The organism is Streptomyces sp. NPDC048290 (genome assembly GCF_040652095.1).
GTDB lineage: Bacteria > Actinomycetota > Actinomycetes > Streptomycetales > Streptomycetaceae > Streptomyces.
This window is the reverse complement of record NZ_JBEZLM010000028.1, coordinates 118,859-131,080: the sequence shown is the minus strand read 5'-3', so window position 1 is coordinate 131,080 and position 12,222 is coordinate 118,859. Positions and strand designations below refer to the sequence as shown.

Here is a 12,222-nt window from a genome sequence, read left to right as displayed (position 1 = left end):
CTAGTAGCTCCGCTACGAGGGCTTCCGCCCGGCACACCGAGAGCACGCACCGAACGCCGCTCCTTCTCCCACGGAGATCCATCAGACACCCCCTACTCCCCGTACGCCGTCAGGAACCGGTTCCGGAAGGCGTCCATCCGCCACACCGGGGCGTCCTCGGCCGGTTTCAGCCCCGGCGTCCAGCCCCATCCGGCGATCCGGTCGAGCACCTTCTCGTCCCGGGCGACGACCGTGATCGGCACGTCCGTGCCGCCCCGCCCGTCGGTGACCGCCGGGACCGGTTGATGGTCGCCGAGGAAGACCAGCACCGTGTCGTCGTCGCCGTACCGCTCCAGCCACTGCACCAGCGACGTCAGCGAGTACGCCACGGACTCCCGGTACGCGCCGCGCAGCCGGTCCGCGTCCGCCAGCACATCCTCCGGGTCCTCGCCCTCCGCCGCCATCTCCTCGTAGACCGAGCCGTCGCCGAGCGCGTCCCAGTCGAGCATCCGGGTGCCCGGCACCCACGGGTTGTGGCTGGAGGCGAGGATGATCTCCGCCATCAGCGGCCCCCGGTCCCGGCGTCCGTGCTCCAGCCTCTCGAACGCCGCCAGCGCGAACTGGTCCGGCACGGGCGTCCAGCTGAAGTACGGGCCGTGGTAGCCGAGCCGCTCGGAGTCGTAGACATGGTCCAGCCCGAAGTACGCGCCCTCCGGCCACGCCCGCCGCACCCCCGGCACGATCCCGACCGTCCGCCACGCCCCGGTGTCGCGGAAGTACCGGGTCAGGGTGGACCGGTCGCTGGTGGTCAGCGTCCGGTACCGCTGCTGGTTCTTGATCCACAGCCCGGACAGGAAGGTGGAGTGCGCGAGCCAGCTCCCGGCGCCCGTCACCGGCGAGCGCAGCCAGCCGCTGCGCGCCCCGAACCCGGCCGCCGCCAGGCTCTCGGTGCCGCCGTCCAGCACGGCACCGATCCGCGCGGCCGAGTCCGGATGCTCGATCGCGGTCCGCCCATAGCTCTCCACGAACGTGAACAGCACGTCCTTGCCGCGCAGCCCGCCCAGCAGCTCCCCGGGCGGGACATCGGCGAACGCGTCCACGGCCGCCTGCCGTTCGAACACCTCCGCGTCCCGCAGCCCCGCCCGCACCTGCGCCACCCGGTTCCCCAGGAACTCGGTGTTCCCCTTGGTGGCGACCGGCACCCCGGCGATCTGCACCCCGAGCGTCACACAGGTGATCCACGCGGTGCCGAGGACGACCGCGGTCCGGCCGGCCCGCCGCCGGTGGGCGTCCATCAGCCGGGCGATCCGCACCATGGCCAGGGTCGTCAGGGCCAGCAGCGCCACCAGCAGCACCAGCGCCCCGGTCACCACGAGCACCTGCCCGCCGCGCCCGAAGGACTCCTTCAGATAGCCGGTGGCGCCGTCCAGCAGCTCCCAGTCCAGGACCAGATCGAACGGCCGGGCCAGCACCTGGTAGAAGCCCATGTCCACCAGCTTCAGCACGGTCACCAGACCCAGCGCCGCCCCCGAGACCACCGCCGCGATCCGCCGGGCCCGCGCGGGCAGCGCCAGCAGCAGCGCGGCGAGCAGGATCCCCTCCGCCGGAAGCCGCAGGAACGCCCCCGCCGACAGCCGCTCGACCCGATTGGGCAGCAGCAGCGCGCCGTACAGGAGCAGCCCCGCGAGCACCGTGACGGCGAGTCCGACGCGGCGCGCGGCACGGGGGGAGAGGCGCAGGTGCAGGCGTCGGCGCGGCGACGGGGCACGGTCCGCCTCGGTCCCGGTACCGGCCTCGCCCTCTGCGGCGTCCCCGGCCGCTTCCGTGGCGTCCTCGCCCGCTTCCGTGGCGTCCCCGGTCGCCGCCCCGGCGTCCTCGCCCTCCTCGGCGTCCGGCTCCTGACGAGGGCGGGGGCGAGCGAACAGCGACACCCGGTGGTCCTTCCGTGAGCTGAGCTGAGCTGCGGTGCGGTGCGGCGCGTCGCGGTGAGATGGCCTCACGGCACGGCGGACACGGCCCCGTGGCCGGGACCCGCCCTTACGGATACGTGGCCGGACCACCCGGCGTTCAGCCACCGTGCCCCGCGTCCGCCCGCTCCCCGCCGCCCCGCGTTCACCCGTGCGCCGCGTGCCCCGCGAGTCCCGCGTACCCCCCGCTCACCGCCGCCCCGCGTTCACCCGCTCGCCGCGACCGCCACCTCCCGTGCCCACCGGTAGTCCGCCTTGCCGCTGGGGGAGCGACGGATCGCGTCGGCCAGGACCAGCCGGCGCGGGATCTTGTACCCGGCGAGCCGGGTCCGGCAGTGCGCCTGCACCTCCGCCAGGGACAACGGCTCCACCCCCGCCCGCAGTTGCACCACCGCCGCCACCTGACTGCCCCACCGCGCGTCCGGCACCCCGGCGACCAGCGCGTCGTACACATCGGGATGGGACTTGAGGGCCTGCTCGACCTCCTCCGGATAGACTTTCTCGCCGCCGGTGTTGATGCACTGCGAGCCCCGGCCCAGCACGGTGACCACACCGTCCGCGCCGACGGTCGCCATGTCGCCGAGCAGCACCCACCGCTCGCCGTCCTTCGCAAAGAATGTCTCGGCGGTCTTCACCGGGTCGTTGTAGTAGCCCAGCGGGACATGGCCGCACTGGGCGATCCGGCCGGGCTCGCCCACCGCGACCGGCTCGTGGGTGGCCGGGTCGACCACCCGGGTCCGGGCGTTGACCTGGACCCGGAAGCCGCGCTCGGGCCCGGAGTCGGCGGTCGCCGTGCCGTTGAAGCCGGACTCGGAGGACCCGAAGTTGTTCAGCAGCATGGCGTTCGGCACCAGCTCAAGGAACTGGCGGCGCACGGTCTCCGACATGATCGCGCCGGACGAGGACACACTGAACAGCGACGAGCAGTCCGTGCCCTTCAGCGGCCCGTTCAGGGCGTCGATCAGCGGGCGCAGCATCGCGTCCCCGACCAGGGAGACGCTGGAGACCCGTTCCCGCTCGATGGTCCGCAGCACCTCCTCGGGCTCGAACTTGCGGTGGATCACCACCCGCTGCCCGAAGTGGAAGCCGATGAACGCGGTGAGCGTGGAGGTGCCGTGCATCAGCGGGGCCGTCGGGAAGAAGGTGATCCCCGCGCCGCCGGCCGCCACCCGCTCCGCCAGCTCCCCGGGCGAGGACACCGGCTCCCCGGTCGGCGCCCCGCCGCCGAGACCGGAGAAGAACAGGTCCTCCTGACGCCACATCACCCCCTTGGGCATCCCGGTGGTGCCGCCGGTGTAGATGATGAACTGGTCGTCGCCCGACCGCGCCGCGAACCCCCGCTCCGCCGACCCCCCGGCCGCCGCCTCCGTGAACGCCGTGCCCAGCGGACCGTCCCCGACCCGCAGCACATGCCGCACCCCGGGCGTGCCGGGCAGCGCGGCGGCGACCCGGTCGCCGAACTCGGCGTCGTAGACCAGCGCGACCAGATCGGCGTCCCGGTAGAGATAGACCAGCTCCTCCTCCACATACCGGTAGTTGACATTGACCGGCACGATCCGCGCCTTGAGGCAGCCCAGCACGGTCTGGAGGTACTCGACCCCGTTGAACAGATGCAGTCCGAGGTGCTCGCCCGGCCGGACCCCGCTGTCCAGCAGATGGTGAGCGATCCGGTTGGCCGCCGCGTCGAGCTGTGCGTAGGTCAGCCGCCGTTCGGCCCCGGTGCCCGGATGGTCGACGTACACCAGCGCCTCGCGGTCCGGCACGGCGTCCACGACCGACTCGAACAGGTCGGCAAGGTTGTAGTCCACCGTTCCTCCTGTGCTCGGCCTCGGGTTGCCGGTCATCAGAGCAAAGGGGGCCACAACTGTGAAGGGTCCGCGCACCACCAATCTGACTGACTGTCAGAACAGCACCTTCCGGACGGCTGCTGTCCCGCATGATCTGACTGTCTGTCAGAAAACCCGGGGAGTGCCCTTGAAGTGCCACCCCGACTGCTGCAACCTGTTCTCGTTCTGGCGCAGGAAGTGCCGTCGCAGAGGAGACCACCGATGGGCGGAACCGAACACCTCACCGTGGCGCGCGAAGGCGCCACCCTCGTGCTCACGCTCAACCGGCCCGAAGCGAAGAACGCCCTCTCGCTGCCCATGCTCGTCGGCCTGTACGACGGCTGGATCGAGGCCGACGAGGACGACTCGGTCCGCTCGATCGTGCTCACCGGCGCGGGCGGCGCCTTCTGCGCCGGGATGGACCTCAAGGCGCTCGCCGGGAACGGCATGGCGGGCGAGGAGTACCGCGACCGCCTCAAGGCCGACCCCGATCTGCACTGGAAGGCCATGCTGCGCCACCACCGCCCCCGCAAACCGGTGATCGCCGCCGTCGAGGGCGCCTGTGTGGCGGGCGGCACCGAGATCCTCCAGGGCACCGACATCCGGGTCGCCGCCGAGACCGCCGTCTTCGGCCTGTTCGAGGTGCGGCGCGGACTCTTCCCCATCGGCGGCTCCACGGTCCGGCTGCCCCGGCAGATCCCGCGCACCCACGCCCTGGAGATGCTGCTCACCGGCCGCCCCTACCCGGCCCGCGAGGCCGCCGCCGTCGGACTGGTCGGCCGGGTCGTCCCCGAGGGCGAGGCCCTCGCCACCGCCCTGGAGATCGCCGAGCGGATCAACGCCTGCGGCCCGCTCGCCGTGGAGGCCGTCAAGGCGTCCGTCTACGAGAGCGCCGACCTCACCGAGACCGAGGGCCTCGCCGCCGAACTCGCCCGTGGCTGGCCGGTCTTCGACACCGCCGACGCCAGGGAAGGCGCCCGCGCCTTCGCGGAGAAGCGCACCCCCGACTTCAAACGCGCCTGACCCGAGGAGCCCCGCCATGCCCGACGTCCTCAAAGCCCCCCTCGTCGTCGAGTTCCCCTTCACCCGCTCCCTCGGCCCCGTCCAGAGCGCCTTCCTCACCGGCCTGCGCGAACGGACCGTCCTCGGCGTACGCACCACCGACGGCCGCACCCTCGTCCCACCCGTCGAGTACGACCCCGTGACCGCCGCCGAACTCCGCGACCTGGTGGAGGTCGCCCCCACCGGCACCGTCACCACCTGGGCCTGGAACCACGCCCCGCGCCGAGGCCAGCCCCTGACCAGCCCCTTCGCCTGGGTCCTGGTCCGGCTCGACGGCGCCGACACCGCCCTGCTGCACGCCCTCGACGCCCCCGGCCCCGAAGCGGTCCGCACCGGGATGCGGGTCCGCGTCCGCTGGGCCGCCGAACGCACCGGCGCCATCACCGACATCGCCTGCTTCGAGCCCCACGACGGCCCGTACGACGGCGACGCGGCCGAACCCGCCCGCCACACCGGCGTCTTCGCCGACCCGGTCACCGGCATCGTCGCCCCGGCCCGCCTCGACTACACCTACAGCCCCGGCCGCGCCACCACCGCCTATCTGCACGCCCTCGCCGGACACCGCGCGGTCGGCGAACGCTGCCCGTCCTGCCACAAGGTGTACGTCCCGCCCCGCGGCGCCTGCCCCACCTGCGGCGTCGCCACCACCGAACAGGTCGAGACCGGCCCGCGCGGCACGGTCACCACCTACTGCATCGTCAACATCAAGGCCAAGAACCTCGACATCGAGGTCCCCTACGTCTACGCCCATATCGCCCTGGACGGCGCCGACCTCGCCCTGCACGGCCGGATCGGCGGCATCCCCTACGACCAGGTCCGCATGGGCCTGCGGGTGGAACCCGTCTGGTCCGAGGGCAGCCGCTACCCCGACCACTACCGCCCCACCGGCGAACCCGACGCGGACTACGACACGTACAAGGAGCTGCTGTGACCGGCGAAGAAGCCCCCGCCGCCGAGCCCGGCGTCCCCGAGATCGCCGTCGTCGCCTTCGCGCAGACCGTCCACCGGCGCACCAGCGACGACCTCTCCGAGGTCGAGATGCTGATGCCGGTCCTGCACGAGGTGCTCGACGCGACCGGTCTGCGCACCGCCGACATCGGCTTCACCTGCTCCGGCTCCAGCGACTACCTCGCGGGCCGCGCCTTCTCCTTCACCATGGCCCTCGACGGCGTCGGCGCCTGGCCCCCCATCGCCGAGTCCCATGTCGAGATGGACGGCGCCTGGGCCCTGTACGAGGCATGGACCAAACTCCGCACCGGCGAGGCCGACACCGCCCTCGTCTACGCCTACGGCAAGTCCTCGCCCGGCTCGCTCCGCGACGTCCTCACCCGCCAGCTCGACCCCTACTACACGGCCCCGCTCTGGCCCGACGCCGTCGCCCTCGCCGCCCTCCAGACCCAGGCCCTCATCGACGCCGGCCACACCGACGAACCCGCCCTCGCCACCGTCGCCGCCCGCAACCGCGAGAACGCCACCACCAACCCGTACGCCCAGCTCACCGGCCCCGTCCCGCACGGCGACTACGCGGTACGACCACTGCGCACCGGCGACTGCCCGCCCGTCTCCGACGGCGCCGCCGCGGTGATCCTCGCCGCCGGGGACCGCGCCCGTGCCCTCTGTCCACGCCCCGCCTGGATCCGCGGCATCGACCACCGGATCGAGGCCCACTCCCTCGGCGTCCGCGACCTCACCGACGCCCCCTCCGCCCGGCTCGCCGCCGAACGCGCGGGCGCCTTCACCCGCCCCGTCGACACCGCCGAACTGCACGCCCCCTTCAGCTCCCAGGAGATCGTGCTGCGCCGCGCCCTCGCCCTCGGCGACGACGTCCGCGTCAACCCGTCCGGCGGCGCGCTCGCCGCGCACCCGGTGATGGCCGCCGGACTGATCCGGATCGGCGAGGCCGCCGCCCGCATCCACCGCGGCGAGTCCGACCGGGCGCTCGCCCACGCCACCTCCGGCCCGTGCCTCCAGCAGAACCTGATCGCCGTACTCGAAGGGGAGACGCGATGAGCAAGGAGCCCGTGGCCGTCATAGGCGTCGGCCAGACCAAGCATGTCGCCGCCCGCCGGGACGTCTCGATCGCCGGGCTGGTCCGCGAGGCCGCCCGACGCGCCCTGGACGACGCCGGGTTGGACTGGCCCGACATCGACGCCGTGGTCATCGGCAAGGCGCCGGACTTCTTCGAGGGCGTGATGATGCCCGAGCTGTATCTCGCCGACGCCCTCGGCGCGGTCGGCAAACCGATGCTCCGGGTGCACACCGCGGGCTCGGTCGGCGGCTCGACCGCCCTGGTCGCCGCGCAGCTCGTGGCCGCCCGCGTGCACGGCACGGTCCTCACCCTCGCCTTCGAGAAACAGTCGGAGTCGAACGCCATGTGGGGACTGTCCCTGCCGATCCCCTTCCAGCAGCCGCTGCTGGCCGGGGCGGGCGGCTTCTTCGCCCCGCACATCCGCGCCTACATGCGGCGCACCGGCGCCCCCGACACCGTCGGCTCCCTCGTCGCCTACAAGGACCGCCGCAACGCCCTGAAGAACCCCTACGCCCATCTCCACGAACACGACATCACCCTGGAGAAGGTCCAGTCCTCACCCATGCTGTGGGACCCGATCCGCTACTCCGAGACCTGCCCGTCCTCCGACGGCGCCTGCGCGATGGTCCTCACCGACCGCGCCGGAGCCGCCCGCGCACCCCGCCCGGCCGCCTGGATGCTGGGCGGCGCCATGCGCAGTGAGCCGACCATGTTCGCGGGCAAGGACTTCGTCTCCCCGCAGGCCGGAAAGGACTGCGCCGCCGACGTCTACCGCCAGGCCCACATCACCGACCCGCGCCGGGAGATCGACGCCGTCGAGATGTACGTCCCGTTCTCCTGGTACGAGCCGATGTGGCTGGAGAACCTCGGCTTCGCCGCGGAGGGCGAGGGCTGGAAGCTCACCGAGTCCGGCGTGACCGAACTCGACGGCGACCTCCCGGTGAACATGTCCGGCGGGGTCCTCTCCACCAACCCCATCGGCGCCTCCGGCATGATCCGGTTCGCCGAGGCCGCGCTCCAGGTCCGCGGACTCGCGGGGGACCACCAGGTCGACGGGGCCCGCACGGCGCTCGGCCACGCCTACGGAGGCGGCTCGCAGTTCTTCTCCATGTGGTTGGTGGGCGACCGCCCGCCGGACTCCTGAAACCCTTCCCGCGTGCTTCGGGAGACTCCTCTCATGTGGCCTGTCGGCCCCGGGAACCGGTCGCTAGGCTGACCGCGGACGACGGAACCGGGAGGAGCACGGACGTGGCCGAGACCACCACCCAGCACAAGCCGCTCACGGGTTGGGACAAGCCGGAACTGGATCTGAGCAACGCCGAATGGCGGTCCAGCAGCCGGGGACGCGGGGATGTCCAGATCGCCTTCGTCGAGGGCTTCATCGCGATGCGCAACAGCGGTCGCCCGGAGAGCCCTTCGCTGATCTTCACGCCCGCGGAATGGGGCGCGTTCGTCTCGAACGCCCGAGAGGGAGAATTCGACCTCACCTGACCCACCTCCCCCAGGGACCCCCCCGCCCCCTCCCACCCCCCTCCATGCGACGATGAAACCGTTCCTGGACCGATATCACCCGATACGGTCCAGGAGCGATGGTCGTAATCCGGAGGTGAGGGACCATGAGCAAGCTGCCGGTCATCGCGGCGGTCGACGGCTCCGAGGACAGTGTGCGCGCCCTGGACTGGGCCGTGGACACCGCCCGGACGCGCGAGGCGCCCCTGAAGGTGGTCCACGTCCGGCAGTACGCGGCCTGGACCCAGCCCGGCTCCCCGGTGGTCCTGCCGCCCGGCCCGGCCGAGGACGACATCCTCGACGCGGCCCGCGCCCACCTCGCCACCCTCCCCGACGCACCTGACACCGAGTACGTGGGCCTGGACGGCGCGGTCGGCGTCATCCTCCCCGAACTCGGCGACACCGCCCAGCTGATCGTCCTCGGCTCCCGTGGCCGCGGCGGCTTCGCCAGTCTGCTGCTCGGCTCCAACGGCATCGCCGTCTCCCGTGACGCCCCGTGCCCGGTCGTGGTCGTCCCGCGTCCCGGCCGCGAGGTGGACGATGCCCCCGAGGTCGAGCCCGGCCCGCGCGTGGTCGTCGGGGTGAAGGTCGACAGCCCCGACGACACCGTCCTCGACTTCGCCTTCGCCGAGGCCGCCCGCCGAGGAGCCCGCGTCCACGCGGTTGCCACCTACCCGTGGCCCGTCCAGGTCTGGACCACCCCGGCGGCGATCCTGCCGCCCGCCCTCGACCAGGACGCCATCGCCGACGAGACCCGCGCCCTCACCGAGGACCTCCTCGCCCCCCACCGCGACCGCCACCCCGGCGTCGAGGCCACCGCCTTCGCCGTCCCCGGCGACGCCGCCGGCGCGATCGTCGCCGCGTCCAAGGACGCCGTCCTCACGGTCGTGGGCCGCCACCGCCGCCGCCTGACGGCCCCGGCCCCCATGCTCGGCTCAGTAACCCAAGCAGCCCTCCTCCACGCAGCCAGCCCCATCGCGGTAATCCCCCAACCCCCAGAACCCACCAACTAAGGGCACGGGCCACCCCCCCCCAGGGGCGCGGGGAACCGCGCACGAAGCCTTGACCCACCCACACCTCCCCACGCCCCTGACCCAGACCCCCCCCCAGGGGCGCGGGGAACCGCGCACGGAGCCCCAACCCACCCGCACCCCTCCACACCCGCCCCCCAGATCCCCCAGGGGCGCGGGGAACTGCGCGATCAACCCCCACGCACCCGCACAGCCCCCCACCCCAGGCCCCCCACTCCCCCCAGGGGCGCGGGGAACTGCGCAACCAGCCACAACCCACCCGCACAGCCCCCCGACCCGCACCCCACCCCCCGAAACCCCGCCCCACACCCCCCGGCCCCCACTCCCCACGTACCATGGCCACATGTCGTTCCTCCGCCGCCGCAGCGCCACCCCCGCCGGGCCCGATTTCGACGTACTGGCCATGGACCCGGGCGACTGGCCCGGCAATCTCGGCGCCGGTCTCCTCCCCGCCCCCGACGGCACCTGCCAGGGCGTCTTCCTCCGCTACGACCTCTTCGGCGGCCGAGGCCCCGCGATGATCATCGGCAACCTCCCCGAGGGCTCCCCGGCCAGGGACGTCGCCGAGGGCCAGATCCCCTTCGAGGTCGGCCAACTCCTCCTCGCGCTGGAGAACGAGGAGGAGGTCACCGTCACCGGCACCGAGGACGTCCCGGTGATGCAGGGCGACAACCTCCTGATCGTCCGCCGCGTCAAACTCTCCGAGGGCCGGATCTCCTGCGTCCAGTTCGACCGCAGCGACGGCGTGCTGGTCACCATCGCCGCCTGGGACCGCCCCATCACCGACGACCTCTACGCCCTCCTCAAGCCCCTCCCGGCGGAACTGTTCCAGCAGGGCTGAGCGACACCCCGCCGCCCTACCTCCGGGAGGACGGCCGGACCTCCACGTCCGACGCCTTCACATACGCCACCCGGTGACCGAACTGGATCGCGTAGTACCGGTCCTTCCCGGTCACCACCCGATGCCCGGCCGCATCGAACGACACCGCGTAGTAGTACGCCCCCCGCACCACACCCCCCACCACATACCGCTGCCCCGCCGGCAAGGCGTACGGCAGCGGCACCACCCCCTGCGCCGGAACCCCCGCCGGATACGCCGACGCCTCCGGATACGCCCGCCCGTACACCGGCACGCTCTCCAGACCCGCCCGCGCCGAGACCACCTTCCCCTTCGCCGGCACCGCCACCCGCGCGTCCGCCGGGTCGTGGAACCACGCCTTCTGCCCCAGGTACCAGATCGCCGTCCACTCCCCGTCCCGGCCCGCCACCGCGTACTGCTGCCCGGTGGAGACCCGGGAGCCGATGTCGTTCACATCGATCGTGGACGGCCCCCCGCCCGGCCGCAGCCCGACATCCTTCACCAGCGGATACGACGTCCCGGGCCCGGTCCGCAGCCGGACCGCGCTCGACCCGTGCACCGGACACGGCTCACCCTTGGTGGCACAGCCGGTGAACTCCGGCCGGTTGCGCGCGTACTCCGGCAGGATCGTCACCATCCCGGCCCCCGCCTTCGCGGTCGGCTTGAACGGCCGCCCCAGCAACGCGAAGTAGTGCGCCCAGTCCCAGTACGGCCCCGGGTCCGTGTGCATCCCCGGCACGGTCGCCGCCGTCGGACCCGGCACATTGTCGTGCCCGAGGATGTGCTGCCGGTCCAGCGGGATGTCGTACCGGTCGGCGAGATACCGCACCAGCCGGGCCGACGAGCGGTACATCGCCTCCGTGTACCAGGCGTCCGGCGCGGCGAGGAAGCCCTCGTGCTCCAGCCCGATGGAACCGGAGTTGATGTACCAGTTCCCCGCGTGCCAGGCCACGTCCTTCGCCTTCACATGCTGGGCGATATGGCCGTCCGTGGAGCGCAGCGAGTAGTTCCAGGACACATAGGTCGGGTCCTGGACCATGTCCAGGACCCCTTCCCAGCGGCCCTCCGTGTCATGGACCACGATGTACTCGATCCGCTGCGTCCGCGGCCGTCCCCCCAGATCGTGGTTGCCGTAGTCGCCGTCCCCGAACTGCTCGTACGGCGCCGGAATCCACTCGCAGGACACCGTGGCCGGGCACTCCGTGCCGTCCGCCGAGGCGTCCCGCAGCCCGAGCGCCCGCACCTGCCCCGTGTCCGGCGCCAGTGCGGGCCGGGCGGCCAGCGCCACCCGCTGCCCCGAGTCCGTCACCCGCCGCTGCCCGGAGCGGATCACCTCGAACACGTCGTCGGCGTAGACCGCCGCCGTCGCCGAGTCGTCCGCGCCCGAGAACCGGGCCACCGCCCCGTACCAGCGGGCCGGATCACCGCTCGCCGGGGCGCCCAGCTCCCGCTGCGCCGCGGCCAGCAGCGCCGCGCCGCCCGCCACGTTCGCCGCCGGGTCGGTACGCAGCCGTTCGGGGCTCAGCCCGGTCAGCTCCGCCGCCCGGGGCAGCGTCGACAGCCGCGCCGGAAGCCCGGCGGGCGGGGGAGCGGCCGTGGGCAGCAGCGCCGGGCGGGCGCTGTCGCCGCGCGGGTCCTCGGTGCCCGCGCTGTGGTGCGGGGCGTCCGCCAGCGCCGTACGGGCGTCGGTGAGGTGCATCGGACCGTAGCCGCCGGTCACGCTCGGCGCACCGCCGTGACCGTCCCACCGGGACTGGAGGTACGCCACGCCCAGCAGCACGCTCTGCGGTACGCCGTACTCGGCGGACGCCGTGGCGAACGCCGCTTGCAGCGCGCTGTCCGCGCTGTCCGCGGCGGGCGCCACGCCAGGCGCCGGGGCGGCGCCCAGCAGGGGCAGCAGCAGGGCCGCCGCGACGGCCGGGCCACCGGCGGCCCGGCGGACCCTTCTCGCGCGGACGGT

10 protein-coding genes are annotated in these 12,222 nt (G+C 73.2%); 7 read left to right on the top strand and 3 right to left on the bottom strand.

Going from position 1 to position 12,222, the window contains the following annotated elements:
* Nucleotides 1-92: 92 nt before the first annotated feature.
* Both AB0D49_RS35250 and AB0D49_RS35245 read right to left on the bottom strand, forming a co-directional pair.
* Nucleotides 93-1,910: a sulfatase gene (locus AB0D49_RS35250; protein WP_362765981.1), complete on the bottom strand. Its 1,818-nt coding sequence runs from the start codon at nt 1,908-1,910 to the stop codon at nt 93-95.
* Nucleotides 1,911-2,152: 242 nt separating this feature from the next.
* Nucleotides 2,153-3,754, bottom strand: a complete 1,602-nt coding sequence (locus AB0D49_RS35245; RefSeq protein ID WP_362765978.1) for an acyl-CoA synthetase — start codon at nt 3,752-3,754, stop codon at nt 2,153-2,155.
* Between the two features lie 240 nt (nt 3,755-3,994).
* Between AB0D49_RS35245 and AB0D49_RS35240 the strand changes: the two genes are divergently transcribed.
* From AB0D49_RS35240 to AB0D49_RS35210, 7 genes are all read left to right on the top strand, one after another.
* Nucleotides 3,995-4,795 carry a crotonase/enoyl-CoA hydratase family protein gene (locus AB0D49_RS35240; RefSeq protein ID WP_362765975.1) on the top strand — a complete coding sequence of 267 codons (801 nt, stop codon included), beginning with the start codon at nt 3,995-3,997 and terminating at the stop codon, nt 4,793-4,795.
* 16 nt (nt 4,796-4,811) lie between these two features.
* Nucleotides 4,812-5,765, top strand: coding sequence for an OB-fold domain-containing protein (locus AB0D49_RS35235; protein ID WP_362765973.1), 954 nt, complete (start codon nt 4,812-4,814; stop codon nt 5,763-5,765).
* Complete coding sequence (locus tag AB0D49_RS35230) at nt 5,762-6,844, top strand: thiolase domain-containing protein (RefSeq protein WP_362765970.1); 1,083 nt, start codon at nt 5,762-5,764, stop codon at nt 6,842-6,844. Before AB0D49_RS35235 ends, AB0D49_RS35230 begins: the two co-directional genes overlap by 4 nt.
* Nucleotides 6,841-8,007: a thiolase domain-containing protein gene (locus AB0D49_RS35225; RefSeq protein ID WP_362765967.1), complete on the top strand. Its 1,167-nt coding sequence runs from the start codon at nt 6,841-6,843 to the stop codon at nt 8,005-8,007. The genes AB0D49_RS35230 and AB0D49_RS35225 overlap by 4 nt, the downstream gene beginning before the upstream one ends.
* A 104-nt stretch (nt 8,008-8,111) precedes the next feature.
* Nucleotides 8,112-8,354 (top strand): DUF397 domain-containing protein, encoded by a 243-nt coding sequence (locus AB0D49_RS35220; protein ID WP_362765964.1) that lies wholly within the window; start codon nt 8,112-8,114, stop codon nt 8,352-8,354.
* 125 nt (nt 8,355-8,479) lie between these two features.
* On the top strand, nt 8,480-9,385 hold the full coding sequence (locus AB0D49_RS35215; protein ID WP_362765962.1) for a universal stress protein: 906 nt from the start codon (nt 8,480-8,482) through the stop codon (nt 9,383-9,385).
* A 361-nt stretch (nt 9,386-9,746) separates the two neighbouring features.
* Nucleotides 9,747-10,244 carry a hypothetical protein gene (locus AB0D49_RS35210; protein WP_362765960.1) on the top strand — a complete coding sequence of 166 codons (498 nt, stop codon included), beginning with the start codon at nt 9,747-9,749 and terminating at the stop codon, nt 10,242-10,244.
* A 16-nt stretch (nt 10,245-10,260) separates the two neighbouring features.
* Here AB0D49_RS35210 and AB0D49_RS35205 read toward each other — a convergent pair whose 3' ends face one another.
* On the bottom strand, nt 10,261-12,165 hold the full coding sequence (locus AB0D49_RS35205; protein ID WP_362766013.1) for an N-acetylmuramoyl-L-alanine amidase: 1,905 nt from the start codon (nt 12,163-12,165) through the stop codon (nt 10,261-10,263).
* Nucleotides 12,166-12,222 lie beyond the last annotated feature (57 nt).

Coding starts and splice junctions, on each gene's coding strand:
- AB0D49_RS35240 (WP_362765975.1), top strand. CDS start 3,995: ATGGGCGGAACCGAACACCTCACCGTGGCGCGCGAAGGCGCCACCCTC.
- AB0D49_RS35235 (WP_362765973.1), top strand. CDS start 4,812: ATGCCCGACGTCCTCAAAGCCCCCCTCGTCGTCGAGTTCCCCTTCACC.
- AB0D49_RS35225 (WP_362765967.1), top strand. CDS start 6,841: ATGAGCAAGGAGCCCGTGGCCGTCATAGGCGTCGGCCAGACCAAGCAT.
- AB0D49_RS35215 (WP_362765962.1), top strand. CDS start 8,480: ATGAGCAAGCTGCCGGTCATCGCGGCGGTCGACGGCTCCGAGGACAGT.
- AB0D49_RS35210 (WP_362765960.1), top strand. CDS start 9,747: ATGTCGTTCCTCCGCCGCCGCAGCGCCACCCCCGCCGGGCCCGATTTC.